Raw genomic sequence first — 18638 nt, 5'->3', positions numbered from 1 at the left:
GAGCAGCTCAGTTCGGGCCAGGCCTGGTCTGGCCAAGACAGAACAAGACACCAAAGCAAAGAGCGCAGTAAATACTGCGCTCTTTACGGGACAGACCCGGTGCCGGGCCGATGGTTCGGCTGTCAGGTCCTGATCGATATATCAGGTTGACGGATCGGCGCGTCGGCCGATGCCGCGATAGTGAAAGCCCTGGGCGGCGACATACTGGGGGTCATAGATATTGCGACCATCGAGGACCAGGGCGCCCTTCAGCTGTCGCTTGAGCGCCATCCAATCGGGATTCCAGTAGGCCTTCCACTCGGTGACCAGCATCAGCGCATCGGCGCCATGGCAGGCGTCGAGCGGGTCGTCCTGATGCAGGCTCAACAGCGGGTGGTCACCGACCACCGCACGTACGGCAGGGAGCGCAGCGGGGTCATGCAATCTGACGTGTACACCCTGGGCCCACAGGGCGCGCAGCAGCGTCAGCACGGGCGCATGATCGATGCGCGCAGTGCCGGGCTTGAAGGCAGCCCCCCAGATGGCCACGGTGCGCCCTTCCAGACGCCCCTGATAGTGAGCCCACAGCTTGCGGAACAGCGTCTCCTTCTTGTGCTCGTTGATCTCGAGCACCTGGTCGAGCAACTCGGAGTGGCGGCCGCTGGCCGACTGGACATCCACCAGGCCCACCAGATCCCGGCTGAAATTGGGGCCACCGAAACCACAACCGGGGTACAGGTATTCATAGCCGATGCGCTGATCTGCCCCCATGCCCTGACGCACGTACTCCACGTCCACGCCCAGGGTGTCGGCTAGCCCGGCCATCTCGTTCATGTAGCTGATACGGGTCGCCAGCATGCCGTTGATGGCCAGCTTGGTCAGCTCCGCGGCACGTCGAGGCATCCGCTTGAACACCTCGTGACGCCGATTGAAGGCACGCATCAATTCTCGCACCTGGCGCTCGGCGTGGTCATCGTCACAGCCCAGCAGCCAGCTGCGGGCGCGGGTAAAGGTCTCCCAGGCCCGCCCTTCCTCGAGGGTGTCAGGCAGCGCCACCGAGGTCACATTCTGGCCCTCGAGCACAGACTCGAGCCGCTCGGTGTCGCCCACAGGAAAGGTCGCGTTGTTGACGATAATGGCACCGTCGGCAAGACGCGAGGCGTTCTCCTCCACCAGACGGCTGGCATCGTCGCGCTGGGTCGGTGACAAGGCCAGCCACAGCACGTCGATATCAGGGCCGTCGACCTCGCTGTTCCGCTCCAGGGTCAGGTGCCCGGCCTCCATGGCCTCCGTCAGGCGTTGCAGTACCGAAGGCTCACGGATCAGCCAGTCACTATCCTTGAGCTCGCTCCAGCGGCGATCCAGCGGTTGCCAGCAGACATCATGTCCAACCCAGGAGAGCGCGGCGGCAGCGGTGGCTGCCGAAAGCTCACTTCCATGTATCACGACCTTCATGGCTTCAGTCCTCGGCGGCGTAGCGTTTCAGCAGCTCGGTGAAGCCCTTGCCATAGCGGGAGTGGCGCCGACCATAGGCCAGGATCGCCTCCAGGTAGCCGAGCTGGTGGCCGCAGTCGTAGGTGGTGCCCTGCATGCGGTAGGCGTCCACGCCTTCGGCGACGCGCAGCTCCTCGATGGCGTCGGTAAGCTGAATCTCGTTGCCGGCGCCGGGCGGGGTCTTGGCCAGCAGCGGGAAGATACGACCCGGCAACATGTAGCGTCCGATCACCGACAGGTTGGAGGGCGCTTCCTCGACCTTGGGTTTCTCGACCAGGCCGGAAAGCTCACAGGACTCACCGGGCTCGGGGGACTCGCCCTTGGGCGCAACGATGCCGTACTTGTAGACCAGCTCGCGTGGAACCTCTTCCACCATCAGCTGGGAGCGTCCGGTGCGCTCGAAGGCGTCGATCATGCCGGCAAGGTCATTGCGCTCAAGGCCATCATCGTCGACCAGTACGTCGGGCAACAGCACGGCAAAGGGCTCGTCGTCACCGATCACTGGACGAGCGCACAGCACCGCGTGGCCGAGGCCCAGAGGTTCAGGCTGACGCACGCTGATGATGTTGACGTCGGCAGGAACGATGGCACGCAGCTCCTCGAGCAGCTCGGTCTTGCCCTTGGCCTCGAGCCCGGCCTCCAGTTCAAAATGCTTGTCGAAGTGGTTCTCGATGGCGCTCTTGGTGCCGTGGGTCACCAGCACGATGTCACGAATGCCCGCCGCAACGGCCTCCTGTACCACGTACTGGATCACCGGGCGATCGACGATGGTGATCATTTCCTTGGGGATGGCCTTGGACGCCGGCAGACACCGTGTGCCAAAACCTGCGACGGGGAGAACGGCCTTGCGGATCATGAGACTTCCTTCTTCTCGAAATTGGGTTCGGCTGTCGTCCATGGCGATCTGGGCCATGGGACTCGGAACAGGGAATGCGTAGAATAGCGTACCAGACGAACTCGGTCCGCTGACATCGGCGGCATGGAACGCCCTGGAGATACAGATGAGCATATCCGATACCCCTTCCGCCAACGTGGACCACAACGAGATCGACAAGTTCTCCGCGCTGGCCGAACGTTGGTGGGATCCCGAAGGCGAATTTAAACCGCTGCATGCCATCAACCCGCTGAGGCTCGATTTCATCGACGCCAGAGTGGGACTGGCCGGACGCGAAGTGCTGGACGTCGGTTGCGGCGGAGGCATCCTCTCCGAGGCCATGGCACGCCGCGGCGCTCGGGTGACCGGTATCGATCTGGCCGAGGCGTCGCTGGCGGTTGCGCGTCAACACGCCGATGAGCAGGGGGTCGCTCTCGAATACCGCTACATCAGCGTCGAAGACATGGCCGAGGAAGCGCCGGAGCGCTTCGAAGTGGTGACCTGCCTGGAAATGCTCGAGCACGTGCCCGATCCCGAAGCGATCGTGCGTGCCTGCGCTCGCCTGCTCAAGCCCGGCGGACAGCTCGCGCTGTCGACCATCAATCGAAATCCCAAGTCCTACGCCCTGGCTATTCTCGGCGCGGAGTACGTGCTCGGCATGGTACCTCGTGGTACCCATGACTACGCCCGTTTCATCCGCCCAGCCGAACTGGCCCGCTGGTGTCGCGATGCAGGACTCGAGATCGAGGAGCAAAGCGGTCTGGTCTACCACCCGATCACTCGTCGGTTCTCGCTGTCCGCCAACGACGTCTCGGTCAACTACCTGATGATCTGTCGCAAGGAGACCGCGTGAACGATTCGCTACCTCACGCCCTGCTGTTCGACCTTGACGGCACTCTGGTGGATACCGCTCCTGACCTGGCCCAGGCCACCAATCGATTGCGCCGGCTGCATGGTCTGGACAAGCTGCCCTACCCTGCCATTCGCGCCCAGGTGTCCAATGGTGGCAGCGCCCTGGTCACCCTGGCGCTGGGGCTCGAAAGCGAGCATCCCGACCACGCTGCGGCGCGTCAACAGCTGCTCGACCTCTACGCCGAAGCGGTGGCCGAACACAGCCAGGTGTTCCCGCCGCTCGACCGTCTGCTGCTCCACTGGGATGGCCTCGACCGGCCCTGGGGGATCGTCACCAACAAGCCACGTCTGTATGCCGAGCCCCTGGTCGAGGCGCTGGGACTCGCGCCGGGCGTCATGCTCTGCGCAGACGACCTGCCGGTGAAGAAGCCACATCCAGAACCACTGCTGGAGGCGGCCAGGCGCCTCGACGTCGCGCCCGAGGCGTGCTGGTATCTAGGCGACCACGTGCGCGACATGCAGGCGGCAAAAGCCGCGGGCATGCCGGCCATCGCCGTGGGCTATGGCTACATTGCCGAGGAAGAAGATTACCGGGACTGGCCGGCCGACCGCTGGTTCGATACCGCGGAGGCGGTTCTCGAGGCGCTGAAACGGCACTGAGAGTCTAATAAGAGGACGCTGAGAGGCCATTGAGGGCCATTGAGAGACCACTGAGACGTTGCGGAAAGCCAGACGTCGACGAGGCCAGGGCGGCGGCCGAAGCCCTGCACGACGACAGGAGGCGCGACCTGAGCGTCGCATCGCTGGTGCTGGGGTCGGGATCGGCAGTTTAGGCGGTGAGACGCAAGGAACGGCGGGCCGATCGGCTCGCCGTTCCTTTTGCAACGCTCGTTGCTCGCTTCGCTCGCCTGTGACGTCAGCTTCTCGGCGGCTGGGCGTCGAAGGCTTCCCCGTTGCGGCCCTTGCTGTCAGGGCCCATCAGCCACAGATAGGTCGGCATGATGTCCTCTGCGGTCCGCAGGCTCATGGGGTCCTCGCCCGGGTAGGCGCTCTTGCGCATGGCGGTGCGGGTCGCCCCGGGGTTGAGGGTGTTGATCCTCAGGGTCCCCAGATGATCGATCTCCTCGGCCAGTACCTGGGCAAAGCCTTCGGTGGCGAACTTGGAGACCGAATAGGCGCCCCAGTAGGCCCGCCCCTTGCGGCCAACGCTCGACGAGGTAAAGATCACCGAGGCGTCGGCAGACTTGGTCAGCAGTGGCAACAGCGCCTGGGTCATCCAGATGGGCCCGTTGATGTTGACCTGCATGACCTGATCCCACAGTTCCGGATTGTACTGCTCGAATGGCGTGATCCGGCCTAGCTGCCCGGCGTTGTGCAGGATACCGTCGAGCCGGCCGAACTCCTTGTCCAGCGCCTCGGCCATATCGTGGTAATCCTTGAGCGTCGCCCCTTCGAAGTTCAACGGGAAGATCGCCGGTTGCGGACCTCCGGCGGCCTCGATCTCGTCATACACCTTCTCGAGCTTGGCGGTGGTGCGGCCCAGCAGAATCACGGTGGCCCCGCGACGTGCGTATTCGATCGCCGCGGTGCGCCCGATGCCGTCTCCGGCACCGGTCACCAGCAGAATGCGATCCTTTAGCAGGTCTTGAGGTGCCTGGTAATCAATCTTGCACTCGGTCATGGCGCTTCCTTGATCAGGCCCCGGCCTGACGCAAATAGTCATCGGCAAGAGATGCCGCATTGCTGTCAGGATAGTCCTGCTGGACGGATTCCAGAAGTGCGTGGCCGCCTTCGGTATCTCCCTGCCGCGCTTTCAGCAGCCCCAGCTTGTACATGGCGTCGGGAACCTTGCTGCTGTCGGGAAAACGGTCCAGTACGGTCTCGAAGGCAACGGCGGCATCGCCAAAGGACGACTGTGCCGAATGCAATTCACCGAGCCAGTAGTAGGCGTTGGCGGTCAGGCTGGAGTCGGGATAACGATCGACGAAGGTATCGAAGTCGCTGATCGCCTGATCGAAGTCTCGCGACTGCACCTTGGAGAACGCCGACTGATAGGCCTCCCTGGCATCATCGCTGGCCTGGCCAGAGGACGAAGAGGATGCTCCGCTGCCGCTGCTGTCTGCAGATTCGCTCGGCGGCTCCGTTGCTTCACTCGGGGCGCTTGGCGGCGCTGCCTGGCGCGGCAACTCGGACATGCGCTGATCGAGGTCCATGTACTGCTGGCGACTCTGCTGCTTGAGCTGATCGAGCTGGTAGCGCAGTTCTTCGATCTGCCCGCGCAATTCTCGCAACTCGCGCTGGTGCTGCTCGACCTGGTTGAACAGTGCGAGATTGCCGCTGGCCTGGGCCTGGGTGGCCGTCTGATCGTAAAAGCTGTTGCCACCGCTGAGGTCTCTGACGACCGGCTGCTGAGCCAGTGCAGGTGACAGGATGGCGGGTACCATGACGGACAACGGGAGCACCAGGGCTCCCGCGCCGCACAGTCCCTTAAGACTGTGTCTCATTGACTTCTCCCACGTCCGACGTCAGTGGCTTTCAGTAAGCAAAGACCACACGGCGGTTCTGTGCAAAGGCATCCTCGTTGCTGCCGCGAGCTGCGGGGCGCTCTTCGCCGTAGCTCACCACTTCCATCTGCGAGGGATTGACGCCCTGCAGGCGCAGGTAGCGCTCGACGGACCCAGCACGACGCTCGCCAAGCGCGAGGTTGTACTCGCGGGTACCGCGCTCGTCGGTGTGGCCCTGCAGCACGACGGAGGCGTTGGGGTTGCTGCTCAGGTACTGGGCGTGGGCGTTGACCACCGATTCGAACTCGGGACGGATGGCGTCGCTGTCGTAGTTGAAGTAGATGGTACGCACTTCCGGGATGCGGCCGTCGGCCATCTGGCCGGCACCGTCGGTGCCATAGCCGGAGCCGCTGACCTGGCCGCTGCCGGCGGTGCCGGTACCGACGCCGGTGCCACCCATGGTACCGCCGGTACCGGTGCCTGCGGCGCTGCCGTCCTGGGTGCCGCCGGTGCTGGAGCAGCCAGCCAGAACGGCCAGGGAAGCGGCGATGGCCAGCGAACGGGCGTAGGGCTTGAGAAACATCGTGTCACTCTCCTTGCGTGATGCATCAAAGTCGATTCATCGGCATATGGCCGTCGAATCAGTTCAGAAACGGGGACCAGGCCGGCTCACGGACATCGCCCTGGGCGGCGGGCAGACGGAACTGCGCACGTCCATCGGCGGTGACCGCTCCCAGCACCCCGGTGCTACCCTGCTGGGTGGCGAAGATTACCATGGTGCCATTGGGCGCGATACTGGGAGATTCGGCCTGCTGGGCATCACTGATTTCCACCAGACGCCCGCTCTCGAGGTCCTGCTTGGCCACCTGATAGCCATTGTTGCCGCGGTGGATCAAGAACAATGTTTCGCCATCCGGCGACAGGCGACCACGAGCATTGTAGTTGCCGGTGTAGGTCAGACGCTCGGCCTCACCACCGGACACGCTCTGGCGATAGATCTGGGGGCCGCCCGAGCGGTCCGAGGTGAAGATCAGGGAGCGGCCGTCCGGCGCCCAGGCCGGCTCGGTCTCGATGCTCGAGGAGTTGGTGACACGCTGAACGTTGCGCGAGCCGATATCCATCACGTAGATCTCGGGCTGGCCGTCCCGGGACAGCGCCATCGCCAGGCGACGGCCATCCGGCGACCAGCTCGGTGCGCTGTTGAGCCCCTCGAAGTCGGTCAGCTTGACGCGCTGACCGGTGGCAAGATTCTGCACGTAGATGGCCGGCCGTTCGGTCTCGAAGGACACATAGGCCAGCTTGCCGCCATCCGGCGACCAGGCCGGTGACATGATCGGTTCATCGGACGTCAGGACCTGCTGGCTGTTGCGCCCATCGGCGTCTGCCACATAGAGCCCGTACTGGGTGTTGTCGCCCACCCCCTGCGAGGTGACATAGGCGATGCGGGTCGAGAAGGCGCCGCGAATTCCGGTGATCTCCTCGAAGATCTGGTCACTGATATAGTGCGCCGCGCCGCGCAGATCGGAACTCGATGCCGTGACCGTCTCGCCCAGCAGCCGGGTCTCGCCACTGACGTCGAGAAGCTCGAAGCGCACTTTGACCTGGCCACCCTCCTGACTGGTGCTGCCGACCACCAGGTAGCGCGAGTCGAGACTGCGCCAGTCACCGTAGGTGACCTCCTCGCTGGTCGAGGGCTGGTTGAACATCTCTGAGCGCGGCAACGGTTCGAAGTAGCCGCTGCGCTCCAGGTCATCGGAGACGACCTGGGCGATATCCTCCGGTAGCCCACCCGCCTGGTCGGCGAAGGGCACCACCGCGATCGGTGTGGCCCTTTCGTTGCCGCGGGTGATATCGATGGTCAGATCGGCCTGGGCCGCTGGCCCGGCCAGCCACACCAGCATGCCTGCCACAACAGCAAGCAGACGCTTGGCAAGGCTCGTGTTAGCGACGGTCTTGCTGACCCTCCTGGTCCACCAACTCGCATTCAAGGCTCTCATCAGCGAATGTCTCCCGGTCTGAATCGCAGATTGAATTGACGATAGTCGCGTTGCACGCCGCTGGGAAGGTCTCGCAGTTCGGTGAACGGAGCAGCAGACTCCACCGCCTGGATGGCGGAGTTGTCGAAGGCGGCGTTTCCGCTCGAACGTGTGACCGTTGCAGCAAATACTTCACCCGAGGGCCCCAACCTGACCTGTACCTCGGCGGTGGTGCCGTCGCCCACATTGGGCGGGATGACCCAGGCCTGCTCCACCGCACGCCGCACCAGCTGGATAAAGCCATTGGCGGCCTCGTTCCCCTGTTCGGCGTTGGAGACGGCACTGGAATCGCCCTCGATGATCCGCTGAAGCTGCCGCTCGGCCTCTTCTCTGGCCTTCTGTTCGGCGGCCTCGCGGGCCTGGCGTTCGGCTTCTTCCTGTGCCTTGCGTTCCGCTTCCTGGCGGGCCTGACGTTCGGCTTCCTCTCTTGCCTTCTGCTCGGCTGCCTCGCGGGCCTGACGTTCGGCCTCTTCCTGTGCCTTGCGCTCGGCTTCCTCTCTTGCCTGCTGCTCGGCTGCCTCGCGGGCCTGACGTTCGGCTTCTTCCTGTGCCTTGCGCTCAGCCTCCTCTCTTGCCTGCTGCTCGGCTTCCTCTCTTGCTTTCTGCTCGGCTTCCTCGCGGGCCTGTCGTTCGGCCTCCTGCTGTCGCGCCGCCTCTTCCTGACGACGTCGCTCGGCTTCGGCCTGGCGCTCCTGCTCGGCCTGCTGGCGAGCGGCTTCACGCTCGGCTTCCTCTTCGGCCTTGCGCTGGGCGGCGGCTTCGGCCTCGGCGGCCCGCCTTTCGGCTTCCGCCTGAGCCTGCTCGGCAGCTTCTTCCCTTGCCTGCTGCTCGGCTTCCTGCTGAGCCTGTTGTTCTGCCGCCTGACGCTCGGCCTCTTCGGCGGCCTGCTGCTCTGCGGCCTCGCGGGCCTGACGTTCGGCCTCCTCCTGGGCCTGGCGCTCGGCTTCTTCCTGAGCCTGACGTTCGGCCGCGCGCGTGCGTGCCTCGGCCGCCTGCTGGGCCTGATCGGTACGTGTCTCGGTGCTGATCAGGGTAGCCTGCACGATGGCGTTGTTGGGCGCCTCGGGTTCACTGCTCGGCCACTTGATCACACTGATGACCAGGATACCCAGGTGCAGGGCAACGGCCAGCACCGTCGGCAGACCATAGCCAACTCGCCCGGCGGAACGCTTAAGTGTCTTTCGCCGCTGTGGTTTCGCCATGAGCGCTCCTAACCGTCCTGGGGCGGGGGTTCGGAGATCAACCCGACGTTGGCGACGCCGGCGACCTGCAGCGTGCTCATCAAGGTCACCACCTGGCCGTAGGAGACGTTGCGATCACCCCGCACCATGACCGGCGTGCCGGGATTGCGCTCGAGCAGAATGACCACCCGGTCACTCAACTCGTCCAGGCTGACCTGGGTCTCGTCGCCACCGAGGCTGATGAAGTACTGCCCTTCCTTGTCCACCGAGACGATGATCGGGTCGGTGTCTTCGGTGTCCTCGATCGGCTCCGAGGTCGCCTGAGGCAGGTCGACCTTGACCCCCTGGGTCAGCATCGGCGCGGTGATCATGAAGATCACCAGCAGCACCAGCATGACGTCGATAAAGGGGACCACATTGATTTCCCCCATGGGCTTGCTGCGCCCACGGCGATTGAAGGGTCCAAGCATGCGGCGTCTCCTTGATCAGGCGGCGCCGGCGTCGGGCCGGCCCTGCAGGTTGCGGTGCAGGATGGAGTGGAACTCCTCGGCAAAGTCTTCGTACTTGCCCAGCAGGCGCGACGATTCCGCCGACAGGCGGTTATAGAAGATGACCGCGGGGATCGCTGCAAACAGGCCCATGGCGGTCGCGACAAGCGCCTCCGCGATCCATGGTGCCACCGTGGCCAGGGTCGCCTGCTGGGCCATCGACAGCGACTGGAAGGAGCCCATGATGCCCCAGACGGTGCCGAACAGGCCGATATAGGGGCTGGCCGAGGCCACCGTGGCGAGGAACACCAGGTGCAGGTTCAGGCGCTCTTCTTCACGTGACCAGGCCACCCGCATGCTGCGTTGGACGCCGTCGAGGATCGCCTGGGGGCTGCGGGTCTTCGGCATCAACCGATTGAACTCGCGAAAGCCGGCGCGAAAAATGTGCTCGGCGCCCTGGGTCTCGCCCTCGGCCGGGGCGTCTCGATACAGCTCGTTGAGGTCGACGCCGGACCAGAAGCGGTCCTCGAAGGCGCGATGCGCCTTGCGTGCACGGCGCATCACAAAGCTGCGCTGGAACACCACGATCCAGGAAAGCACGGAACCGATCATCAGCAGCAGCATGACAAATTGCACCACGCCGCTGGCGTTCATGATCAGATGGGGAATGGACATGGAGTCGTTCACGGAAATCCTCGTCTCGGGTCAGTCGTTGGAAGCGTCGAAGGCCTGGTCGTCAGGGGCCATGCCGAAATGGGTCCAGGCCTGGCGCGTCACCACCCGGCCTCGTGCGGTGCGCATCATCAGACCTTGCTGAATCAGGTAGGGTTCGATCACGTCCTCGATGGTGTCGCGCTCCTCGCCGATGGCCGCCGACAGCGAATCCACCCCCACCGGGCCACCGTCGAACTTCTCGAGCATCGCCAGCAGCAGGCGACGGTCCATATGGTCGAGGCCATGGTGGTCAACGTGGAGCATGTTGAGCGCCTGGTCGGCCACCTCGGCGGTGATGCGCCCTGCCGCCTTGACCTCGGCGAAGTCGCGAACCCGCCGCAGCAGCCGGTTGGCGATACGTGGCGTGCCACGGGAGCGCCTGGCCACCTCACGGGCGCCGTCCGTGTCGGTGTGTACCTCGAGCAGGCGCGCCGAGCGTGCCACGATCTCGGTCAGCTCGTCGATGGCATAGAACTCGAGGCGTTGCACGATACCGAAACGATCACGCAGCGGTGACGTCAGACGCCCGGCTCGGGTGGTCGCCCCGACCAGGGTGAAGGGGGGCAGATCGAGCTTGATCGAGCGGGCCGCAGGGCCCTCACCGATGACGATATCAAGCTGGAAGTCTTCCATCGCGGGATAGAGGATCTCTTCCACCACCGGCGAGAGTCGATGGATCTCGTCGATGAACAGGACGTCACCGGCCTTGAGATTGGTCAGCATGGCGGCCAGGTCGCCGGCACGCTCGAGCACCGGCCCGGAGGTCGAGGTCAGGCCCACGCCCATCTCGGTGGCGATGATATTGGCCAGGGTGGTCTTGCCGAGTCCAGGCGGGCCGAATACCAGGGTGTGGTCGAGACTCTCGTCCCGGGCCCGGGCGGCATGGATGAAGATCTCGAGCTGTTCCCTGACCCGGGGCTGGCCGATATAGTCGGCCAGGCGCCTGGGGCGGATGGCGTGGTCCACCCGCCCTTCTCCTTCCTGCGGATCGGCAGCGATCAGTCGGTCGGTATCGATCATGGTCAACCCGCCATGCGGCGCGCCAACGCCGCCTTGATCATGGCTTCGGTGCTGCCCTCATCCTCGAGGCCGGACAACATGCGGCTTGCCTCGGTGGGCTTGTAGCCCAGACTGACCAGCGCCGCCTCTGCGTCAGCCAATGCCGTCTTGCCGGATACCGGTGTGGACGGCTGAGTGTTCCCTTCGAGCGGCAGGCTATCGGGATGCTGCCAGTGGGGAAAGCGATCGCGCATCTCGATCACCAGACGTTCGGCCGTCTTCTTGCCGACGCCAGGCAGACGTGTCAGCGCCTTGACGTCGTCTTCCATCACGCAGCGGATGAAGGCGTCCTCGTCCATGCCGGAGAGTATCGCCAGGGCCAGCTTGGGGCCGATACCGTTGACCTTGATCAGTGCGCGAAATAGCGCGCGCTCCTGCTCGCGGGCAAAGGCATACAGCAGATGGGCATCGTCGCGCACGGTCAGATGGGTGTACAGCGACACCCGCTCCCCGGCGCCCGGCAGGGCGACCAGGGTGGTCATGGAGGCTTCCATCTCGTAGCCGACGCCATTGACGTCGACCACCAGCCAGGGTGGTTGGGTTTCGAGCAGTGTGCCCGTGATGCGTCCAATCATGGCGCGAATACTTCCTTGATCTCGGCGGTAAAAGTGATCGCCAGTGTACCTGAGACGGCGGTCACGAATCGCGGGAGCGGCTACCCTGCAAGCGTACCTTGCATCCCACTATACGGTGGCAGCCTGGGCCCCGCCAGCACAAACAAACGCTGTTCGATAATGCTTCCGTCGCCACTTTGCGACAGCCTGAACGTCAGCCGACGCAGCAACAACAACCCGGCGCATCGGCGTAAAAAAACCCAGGCGCTGCCCGAAAAGTCGACGAGCGAAGGTTAGACAAGGCAAAAATCGGTGAGACAGCGCAGTTTACGGGGTGTAAATGAGCATGTTGATCCGATTTTTAACGCCGTATTACCGAGCGCAGGCACTTTTCAGACAAGCCCTAGGGACGATACTGGCGCCAGGACGTCCCCTTGCCGCCCCCCCTGGAGCCGCTGGGCCGCCCACCGAAGGAGCCCTGGGTGATCAAGCCACGTGACGCGTAGCAGTGCGTCAGGGCGATTCCCAGAGCATCGGCGGCGTCCGCCTGGGGCGTGCCGGACAGTCCCAGCGTCGCCGTGATCATGTGCTGCACCTGGGTCTTGTCGGCACCACCGCTGCCGGTGACCGCCTGCTTGATCTGGCGCGGCCCATACTCGTGCACGTCCAGGCCGTGATTGGCGGCGCAGACGATGGCGGCGCCCCGCGCCTGACCCAGTTTCAGCGCAGAGTCGGCGTTTTTCGACATGAACACCTGCTCGATGGCGAAGGCCGCGGGACGGTGGATGCCGATCAACTCGCTGATCCCGGCATAGACCTGCGCCAGACGCTGGGCCAGGGACTCATCCTTGAGTCGGATGCAGCCACTGGCGATGTAGCGCGGCTGCCGCTCGCTGGCATCGAGCACCCCGTAGCCGGTGATACGCGAGCCAGGATCGATCCCCAGCACGATCATGCCGGGTTCCCCGGCAGGTCAGCGCTCCAGTTCGGCAAGAATGGCATCATTGAAGTCCGCATTGGTGAAAACATTTTGCACGTCATCGAGGTCTTCGAGGTGATCGATCAGGGCGAGCACACGGCGCGCGAGATCGGCATCCTCGATGGGCGTGGTGGTATCGGCGAAGAGTCCGACGTCGCTGTAGACGGGCTCAAGCTCCGCGGCCAGCAGGGCATCCTTGACGGCACCAAAGCGCTCCGGTGATGTCACCACCTCCAGGCTGCCGTCTTCGTCGGTCAGGATATCCTCGGGCTCCGCCTCCAGGGTGGCCGCCATGGCTGCCTCCTCGGAGGTCCCCGGTGCCAGGGTCAGTCGCCCCTGGTGATGGAACATGAAGGCGACCGATCCGCTGGTGCCCAGGTTGCCGCCATGCTTGGAAAACGCGTGTCGCACATCTGAGACAGTTCGATTGCGGTTGTCGCTCATGCACTGCACCAGGATGGCGACGCCTTCCGGACCATAGCCCTCGTAGGTGATCTCCTCCATGTCATCGCCATCATTCTGCCCTGCCCCGCGATCCACCGCCCGCTGGATCGTGTCCTTGGTCATATTGTTGGACAGGGCCTTGTCGATGGCGGCCCGCAGACGCGGATTGTCAGCGGGTTCGGGCCCGCCCTGACGAGCGGCCACGCCCAGCTCGCGGATCAGCTTGGAGAATATCTTGCCGCGCTTGGCATCCTGGGCGGCCTTGCGATGCTTGATGTTCGACCACTTGCTATGTCCTGCCATGGTGCATCCCGTTGGTTGCTGGAAGCCCGCTTCGCACGTCGCCGGGCGATATTGGAAGACAAGGCCCTGAAGGAGCCTGCCAAAAGCACCTGAACACGGCGCTGGATCAAATGCGCGCCATAAAGCCCGCCACCTGATCACCCGTTGTGCTAGCGTCGGGCGCTTGATTTATCGCGCATTCTACCGCGCGTGCAGCTCACCAGCGAATCCAGCTCAGGAGTGACGAATGAAGGATGTGGCCATCATTGGTGCAGGGCCAGTGGGCCTATGCCTGGCGCGAGCACTGGCCGGTGCCGGCTTGAGTGTGGCACTGATCGATCGAATCGATCGCCCTCGACTGGCCGAACCCAGGCCCGATGGGCGCGAGATCGCCATGACCCAGGCATCCTGCGACCTGCTTGCCGACATTGGTGTGTGGCAGCGGATCCCCCAGCACGAGGTGGCACCGCTGACGCATGCCAAGGTGTTCAACGGACAGTCGTCCTTTGCCATGGACTTCGACTCCGGCGACGATCGACCATTGGGTTTCATGGTGCCGAACCATCTGATACGCCGCGCCGCCTTCGAGGAAGCCGAACGCATGGACGGCATCGACTGGCACTTCTCGGCGCTGGAAAGCATCACCAGCGACCCCGGTGCGGCGCGTCTGGCACTGGAAGACGGTACTCGACTGTCGGCACGTCTGGCGGTGGCCGCGGACAGTCGCTTCTCCGAGTCCCGCCGTCAGATGGGAATCGCTGCGCGCATGCGCGACAACGGCCGCAGCATGCTGGTGTGTCGGGTTCGCCACCAACGCGCCCATGACCAGTCTGCCTGGGAGTGGTTCGACCACGGCCAGACCCTGGCGTTGTTGCCATTGCACGAACACCTGTCGTCGGCGGTGGTGACCCTGCCCAGCCAGCAGATGTCGGAGCTTACCGCGCTGCCGCCCGAGGCACTGTCGCAGGCGTTGACCCATCGCTACGGACGCAGGCTCGGCGCCATGACCCTGGAGGGCGCGACCCACGTCTATCCCCTGGTAAGCGCCTACGCAGAGCGCTTCGTGGCCGAACGCTTTGCCCTGGTCGGTGACGCCGCGGTGGGCATGCATCCGGTGACGGCACACGGCTTCAACTTTGGCGCCCAGAGTCAGCACCGCCTGGCCCGCCGGCTGATCCGTGCCCACCAACTCGGACAGGACATCGCCGACCCGCAACTGCTGAAGCGCTATGAGCGCGAGCATCGGCTGGCCACTTGGCCGCTATATCAAGCCACCCAGGCCATCGTTGGCCTCTACACCGATGACGGAGTGCCGGCACGAATGGTCCGTCACCTGGGGCTGCGCCTGGGTGACCGACTGGCACCGGCGCGTAGAATGATCGGACAGCATCTGACCGAGCCTCATGGTGGCTCACCGATCTCACCGCTCTCGCCTCTATCGTCTCTCACCACCCTTCCGTCGCTGGCCCGTCGCGCGGCGTCTTCCTTGCCGTCACCACTGTCCAGGCTGCTGGGCTGATTTCCCATCAACGAAACCCCCCCGCCGATGGGCGGGGGGTTTTCGGTACAGCACGATAGCCTAGGGCTTGTCTGAAAAGTGCCTGCGCTCGGTAATACGGCGTTAAAAATCGGATCAAAATGCTCATTTACACCCCGTAAACTGCGCTGTCTCACCGATTTTTGCCTTGTCTAACCTTCGCTCGTCGACTTTTCGGACAGCGCCTAGCGTTATTCGCTGGCTTCGGGCTTGGCCTTCTGACGCAGGCGGATACTCAGATCCTTGAGCTGGTCGTTGCTGACCTCGCCAGGGGCGTCGGTCATCAGACAGGCTGCACTCTGGGTCTTGGGGAAGGCGATGACCTCACGGATGGTACGAGCGCCGGTCATCAGCATGACCAGACGATCGAGACCGAAGGCCAGACCACCGTGGGGCGGCGCACCGTAGTGCAGCGCGTCCAGCAGGAAGCCGAACTTCTCGCGGGCTTCTTCTTCACCGATACCCAGGATCTCGAATACCACGCTCTGCATGGCCTGATCGTGGATACGGATCGAGCCGCCACCCAGCTCCGTCCCGTTGAGCACCATGTCATAGGCACGCGACAGGGCCTCGGCCGGGTTGGCCTTGAGCTCCTCGGGGCTGCACGCCGGCGAGGTGAAGGGGTGATGCAGCGGGCTCAGGCGACCGTTGTCGTCGGCCTCGAACATCGGGAAGTCGACGACCCACAGCGGCGCCCAGGGCTGGGTGTAGAGATCGAGATCTTCACCCAGCTTGACCCGCAGAGCCCCCAGCGCCTCGTTGACGATGCGCGCCTTGTCGGCACCAAAGAAGATGATGTCACCGTCTTCGGCACCCACACGATCCAGCAGGGTCTCGATCACGCCTTCCATGAACTTGACGATCGGCGACTGCAGGCCCTCGATGCCCTTGGCACGCTCGTTGACCTTGATCCAGGCAAGGCCCCGCGCGCCGTAGATACCGACGAACTTGGTGTACTCGTCGATTTCCTTGCGCGACAGCTTGGCGCCACCGCTCACCTTGAGTGCGGCGACACGGCCGTCATCGGCGTTGGCCGGACCGGAGAAGACCTTGAAGTCCACCTCCTTCATCAGGTCATCGACGTCGGTCAGCTCCAGCGGGATGCGCAGGTCCGGCTTGTCGGAACCGAAACGATGCATCGCCTCATGCCAGGTCATGCGCGGGAACTCGCCAAGATCCACGTCGAGCACGTCCTTGAACAGGCCCTGCACCATGGACTCGGTGATGCGCATGATGTCGGCCTCTTCGACGAAGGAGGCCTCGAGGTCGATCTGGGTAAATTCCGGCTGACGGTCGGCACGCAGGTCCTCGTCACGGAAGCACTTGGCGATCTGGTAGTAGCGATCGAAGCCCGCCACCATCAGCAGTTGCTTGAACAGCTGAGGCGACTGCGGCAGCGCAAAGAAGCTGCCGGCGTGGGTCCGACTCGGCACCAGATAGTCACGTGCACCTTCCGGGGTCGCCCGGGTCAGCACCGGCGTCTCGATGTCGAGGAAGCCCTCGCCTTCGAGGAAGGCCCGCACGCTATGGGAGATGCGAGAGCGCAGACGCAGCTTCTCGATCATCTCCGGGCGACGCAGGTCGATGTAGCGGTGCTTGAGGCGAATTTCCTCACCCACCTTGCCGTGCTCGTCGAGCTGGAACGGCGGCGTGGCGGCGGTGTTGAGCACCTCCACTTCCTTGGCCAGCACCTCGATCAGGCCGGTCGGCATGTTCGGGTTCTGGGTTCCCTCGGGACGCATGCGCACTCGGCCCTGGATGCGCAGCACGTACTCGCTGCGGGCGCGGTCGGCATTGGCGAAGGCCTCGGCGGTATCGGGGTCGACCACGACCTGGGCGATACCGTCACGATCGCGAAGGTCGAGGAAGATCACCCCACCGTGGTCACGGCGGCGGTGTACCCAGCCGCACAGGCTGACCGTCTGGTCCACCAGGGTTTCGTTGAGCTGGCCGCAATAATGGCTGCGCATGTTGGTTCCTGTCATGTTGCGTGAAGGTAAAGGCAATTCGTTGGATCAGGCAGCGGCGCCGTCACCGGAAGCGGAGCCACCACCGGAGGAGGCGCCGCCTCCGCCACTGTCACCCGCCAGATTCTTCTTGGTGCCACCGGTCTTGAAGTCGGTCTCGTACCAGCCGCCACCCGCAAGACGGAAGCCAGCCGCCGAGACCAGGCGGTTCAGTTCGGGAGCTTCGCAGGCCGGGCAGTCGGTCAAGGGAGCGGCGCTCATGCGCTGCAGCTTCTCCAGCCGATGGCCACAGGCCTTGCACTGATATTCGTAGATGGGCATGGTTCTAGGTCTCCGTTCGCATTGTTCCTGCGGGGCGGGAAGCCGGCGTCTGATCTGCCTGACACACCCTCGATCACGCCGCTTCCGATCCCGACATGCGATATAGGGCCGGCCAACAGCAATTCCAAGCCCAAATCAAAGGGGCGCATTATAGCGTGCTGAGCGCCTCAAGGCCCAGCCCTGTGCACCGATCTTCGCCACCAGACTCACCACACCCACCAAACACAACAGGAGAAGCGATGAAAGCTGTATTACTGGACGCCGACAGCCTGGGTACCGACATCGACCTTGCACCGCTGCGCGAGCAGCTCGAGAGCCTCGAGGTTCACCCCACCAGCACCCCTGCCGAAGCGCGTGAACGGCTGGCCGGCGCCGACGTCGCCATCGTCAACAAGGTCGTGCTGGATGCCGATACGCTAAACGCCCTGCCCTCCTTGCGGCACATCTGCGTACTGGCCACCGGCACCAACAATATCGACATGGAGGTGGCGAAAGAGCGTGGCATCCGCGTCGACAACGTCAACGCCTACGGAACCGCCAGTGTCGCCCAGCATACCCTGATGCTGATCCTCGCCCTGGCCACTCGCCTGCCGCAGTACCAGCGCGACGTGGCCGAGGGCCGCTGGGGTGAGAGCCCTTTCTTCTGTCTGATGGACCACCCGACCCTGCAACTCGAAGGCAAGCATCTGGTGCTGGTGGGACAGGGTGAACTGGGCTCCAAGGTGGCCGCCCTGGCCGAGGCATTCGGCATGCGGGTGAGTTTCAGCGCGCGACCAGGCAACGAGGCCAATGACCGGCGCCCGGCACTGGCCGAGCTGCTGCCCGAGGCCGACGTGGTCAGCCTGCATTGCCCATTGACCGAACACAGTCGTCATCTGCTCAACGCCGACAACCTCAAGACCATCAAGAAAGGCGCCCTGCTGGTGAACTGCGCCAGGGGTGGAGTGATCGATGAAGAAGCCGCTCTGGCCGCCCTGCGCGAAGGGCAATTGGGAGGCCTTGCCGTCGATGTCCTTCCCGCGGAGCCGCCTCGTGATGGCCACGCCCTGATTGACGCAGTCAACGAGTCGCCGCGTCTGAACCTGCTGGTCACCCCGCACAGCGCCTGGATCACCCCTGAAGCGCGACAGAACATCGTCAAGCTGACCGTCGACAACCTACGGAACGCTGCGCAAGAGAGCTGACGCCGTCCATGGCGGGCACAGCAGACCGTGCCCGCCTGCCACCAGGCCATTCTTGCCACCCTGCCCCTTGCTGAGCTCTTTCCAGGCTTTCGCCCCGCTGATGCCGCGCTTATGCAACGTTATTGCGCCCCTGATCGGCATGTTCGGGCGAGTTTAGCGAATGCGACGCCTCCCAACGGCCTGTCCTCA

General features: G+C 64.1%; 19 protein-coding genes. 4 read left to right on the top strand and 15 right to left on the bottom strand.

Translation table 11 applies throughout. The annotated features are described in order from the left end of the window. Positions 1–141 precede the first annotated feature (141 nt). Positions 142–1434 (bottom strand): nucleotide sugar dehydrogenase, encoded by a 1293-nt coding sequence (locus C6W88_RS19065; protein WP_108133609.1) that lies wholly within the window; start codon positions 1432–1434, stop codon positions 142–144. Positions 1435–1438: 4 nt separating this feature from the next. Then, complete coding sequence (galU, locus tag C6W88_RS19060; protein ID WP_045992053.1) at positions 1439–2329, bottom strand: UTP--glucose-1-phosphate uridylyltransferase GalU; 891 nt, start codon at positions 2327–2329, stop codon at positions 1439–1441. Positions 2330–2474: 145 nt separating this feature from the next. Here galU and ubiG point away from each other — a divergent pair, with 145 nt between their 5' ends. Together ubiG and C6W88_RS19050 are read left to right on the top strand one after the other, a co-directional pair. Then, a complete protein-coding gene (ubiG, locus tag C6W88_RS19055) occupies positions 2475–3200 on the top strand; it encodes a bifunctional 2-polyprenyl-6-hydroxyphenol methylase/3-demethylubiquinol 3-O-methyltransferase UbiG (protein WP_108133608.1) in 726 nt (241 codons plus the stop codon). Beyond that, complete coding sequence (locus tag C6W88_RS19050; protein WP_108133607.1) at positions 3197–3859, top strand: HAD family hydrolase; 663 nt, start codon at positions 3197–3199, stop codon at positions 3857–3859. Before ubiG ends, C6W88_RS19050 begins: the two co-directional genes overlap by 4 nt. A 256-nt stretch (positions 3860–4115) precedes the next feature. Here C6W88_RS19050 and C6W88_RS19045 read toward each other — a convergent pair whose 3' ends face one another. From C6W88_RS19045 to C6W88_RS18995, 11 genes are all read right to left on the bottom strand, one after another. Next, the gene (locus tag C6W88_RS19045; protein WP_045992050.1) at positions 4116–4880 is read right to left on the bottom strand and encodes a YciK family oxidoreductase; all 765 of its coding nucleotides are present in this window, start codon (positions 4878–4880) and stop codon (positions 4116–4118) included. Between the two features lie 13 nt (positions 4881–4893). After that, entirely contained in the window at positions 4894–5703 is an 810-nt protein-coding gene (gene ybgF, locus C6W88_RS19040; protein WP_108133606.1) for a tol-pal system protein YbgF, read from the bottom strand. A 31-nt stretch (positions 5704–5734) separates the two neighbouring features. Further along, entirely contained in the window at positions 5735–6286 is a 552-nt protein-coding gene (gene pal, locus C6W88_RS19035) for a peptidoglycan-associated lipoprotein Pal (RefSeq protein WP_045992086.1), read from the bottom strand. Between the two features lie 58 nt (positions 6287–6344). Continuing rightward, positions 6345–7604, bottom strand: coding sequence for a Tol-Pal system beta propeller repeat protein TolB (gene tolB / locus C6W88_RS19030; protein ID WP_219906541.1), 1260 nt, complete (start codon positions 7602–7604; stop codon positions 6345–6347). A 95-nt stretch (positions 7605–7699) separates the two neighbouring features. Continuing rightward, a complete protein-coding gene (tolA, locus tag C6W88_RS19025) occupies positions 7700–8941 on the bottom strand; it encodes a cell envelope integrity protein TolA (protein ID WP_108133604.1) in 1242 nt (413 codons plus the stop codon). An 8-nt stretch (positions 8942–8949) separates the two neighbouring features. Beyond that, positions 8950–9390 (bottom strand): protein TolR, encoded by a 441-nt coding sequence (gene tolR / locus C6W88_RS19020; RefSeq protein ID WP_108133603.1) that lies wholly within the window; start codon positions 9388–9390, stop codon positions 8950–8952. A gap of 15 nt (positions 9391–9405) precedes the next feature. Then, positions 9406–10083 (bottom strand): protein TolQ, encoded by a 678-nt coding sequence (gene tolQ, locus C6W88_RS19015; protein WP_181248684.1) that lies wholly within the window; start codon positions 10081–10083, stop codon positions 9406–9408. A gap of 30 nt (positions 10084–10113) precedes the next feature. Beyond that, positions 10114–11142 (bottom strand): Holliday junction branch migration DNA helicase RuvB, encoded by a 1029-nt coding sequence (ruvB, locus tag C6W88_RS19010; protein ID WP_045992045.1) that lies wholly within the window; start codon positions 11140–11142, stop codon positions 10114–10116. A 2-nt stretch (positions 11143–11144) separates the two neighbouring features. After that, positions 11145–11756, bottom strand: coding sequence for a Holliday junction branch migration protein RuvA (ruvA, locus tag C6W88_RS19005; protein ID WP_108133602.1), 612 nt, complete (start codon positions 11754–11756; stop codon positions 11145–11147). A 382-nt stretch (positions 11757–12138) separates the two neighbouring features. Continuing rightward, positions 12139–12690, bottom strand: coding sequence for a crossover junction endodeoxyribonuclease RuvC (gene ruvC, locus C6W88_RS19000; protein WP_108133601.1), 552 nt, complete (start codon positions 12688–12690; stop codon positions 12139–12141). A gap of 18 nt (positions 12691–12708) precedes the next feature. Next, positions 12709–13461, bottom strand: a complete 753-nt coding sequence (locus C6W88_RS18995) for a YebC/PmpR family DNA-binding transcriptional regulator (protein ID WP_108133600.1) — start codon at positions 13459–13461, stop codon at positions 12709–12711. 226 nt (positions 13462–13687) lie between these two features. On the opposite strand from C6W88_RS18995, the gene ubiM reads away from it, so the two are divergent. After that, positions 13688–14959, top strand: coding sequence for a 5-demethoxyubiquinol-8 5-hydroxylase UbiM (gene ubiM, locus C6W88_RS18990; protein ID WP_108133599.1), 1272 nt, complete (start codon positions 13688–13690; stop codon positions 14957–14959). A 209-nt stretch (positions 14960–15168) separates the two neighbouring features. Here ubiM and aspS read toward each other — a convergent pair whose 3' ends face one another. Together aspS and C6W88_RS18980 are read right to left on the bottom strand one after the other, a co-directional pair. Beyond that, complete coding sequence (gene aspS, locus C6W88_RS18985; RefSeq protein WP_108133598.1) at positions 15169–16947, bottom strand: aspartate--tRNA ligase; 1779 nt, start codon at positions 16945–16947, stop codon at positions 15169–15171. A gap of 45 nt (positions 16948–16992) precedes the next feature. Then, positions 16993–17265, bottom strand: coding sequence for an FmdB family zinc ribbon protein (locus C6W88_RS18980; protein ID WP_045994967.1), 273 nt, complete (start codon positions 17263–17265; stop codon positions 16993–16995). Between the two features lie 239 nt (positions 17266–17504). Here C6W88_RS18980 and C6W88_RS18975 point away from each other — a divergent pair, with 239 nt between their 5' ends. Continuing rightward, a complete protein-coding gene (locus tag C6W88_RS18975; RefSeq protein ID WP_108133597.1) occupies positions 17505–18449 on the top strand; it encodes a D-2-hydroxyacid dehydrogenase in 945 nt (314 codons plus the stop codon). The last annotated feature ends 189 nt before the right edge of the window (positions 18450–18638 follow it).

Origin of the sequence: Halomonas litopenaei (assembly GCF_003045775.1) — a bacterium.
Taxonomy (GTDB): Bacteria; Pseudomonadota; Gammaproteobacteria; order Pseudomonadales; family Halomonadaceae; genus Halomonas; species Halomonas litopenaei.
Note: the sequence above shows the minus strand (reverse complement) of the source record. Positions and strands in the feature narration are given on the sequence as shown.

Bases quoted from the DNA above. Each gene is read 5' to 3' on its own strand.
- C6W88_RS19065 (WP_108133609.1), bottom strand. From the start codon at position 1,434: ATGAAGGTCGTGATACATGGAAGTGAGCTTTCGGCAGCCACCGCTGCC.
- galU (WP_045992053.1), bottom strand. From the start codon at position 2,329: ATGATCCGCAAGGCCGTTCTCCCCGTCGCAGGTTTTGGCACACGGTGT.
- ubiG (WP_108133608.1), top strand. From the start codon at position 2,475: ATGAGCATATCCGATACCCCTTCCGCCAACGTGGACCACAACGAGATC.
- C6W88_RS19045 (WP_045992050.1), bottom strand. From the start codon at position 4,880: ATGACCGAGTGCAAGATTGATTACCAGGCACCTCAAGACCTGCTAAAG.
- ybgF (WP_108133606.1), bottom strand. From the start codon at position 5,703: ATGAGACACAGTCTTAAGGGACTGTGCGGCGCGGGAGCCCTGGTGCTC.
- pal (WP_045992086.1), bottom strand. From the start codon at position 6,286: ATGTTTCTCAAGCCCTACGCCCGTTCGCTGGCCATCGCCGCTTCCCTG.
- tolB (WP_219906541.1), bottom strand. From the start codon at position 7,604: ATGCTGGTGTGGCTGGCCGGGCCAGCGGCCCAGGCCGATCTGACCATC.
- tolA (WP_108133604.1), bottom strand. From the start codon at position 8,941: ATGGCGAAACCACAGCGGCGAAAGACACTTAAGCGTTCCGCCGGGCGA.
- tolR (WP_108133603.1), bottom strand. From the start codon at position 9,390: ATGCTTGGACCCTTCAATCGCCGTGGGCGCAGCAAGCCCATGGGGGAA.
- tolQ (WP_181248684.1), bottom strand. From the start codon at position 10,083: ATGTCCATTCCCCATCTGATCATGAACGCCAGCGGCGTGGTGCAATTT.
- ruvB (WP_045992045.1), bottom strand. From the start codon at position 11,142: ATGATCGATACCGACCGACTGATCGCTGCCGATCCGCAGGAAGGAGAA.
- ruvA (WP_108133602.1), bottom strand. From the start codon at position 11,756: ATGATTGGACGCATCACGGGCACACTGCTCGAAACCCAACCACCCTGG.
- ruvC (WP_108133601.1), bottom strand. From the start codon at position 12,690: ATGATCGTGCTGGGGATCGATCCTGGCTCGCGTATCACCGGCTACGGG.
- C6W88_RS18995 (WP_108133600.1), bottom strand. From the start codon at position 13,461: ATGGCAGGACATAGCAAGTGGTCGAACATCAAGCATCGCAAGGCCGCC.
- ubiM (WP_108133599.1), top strand. From the start codon at position 13,688: ATGAAGGATGTGGCCATCATTGGTGCAGGGCCAGTGGGCCTATGCCTG.
- aspS (WP_108133598.1), bottom strand. From the start codon at position 16,947: ATGCGCAGCCATTATTGCGGCCAGCTCAACGAAACCCTGGTGGACCAG.
- C6W88_RS18980 (WP_045994967.1), bottom strand. From the start codon at position 17,265: ATGCCCATCTACGAATATCAGTGCAAGGCCTGTGGCCATCGGCTGGAG.
- C6W88_RS18975 (WP_108133597.1), top strand. From the start codon at position 17,505: ATGAAAGCTGTATTACTGGACGCCGACAGCCTGGGTACCGACATCGAC.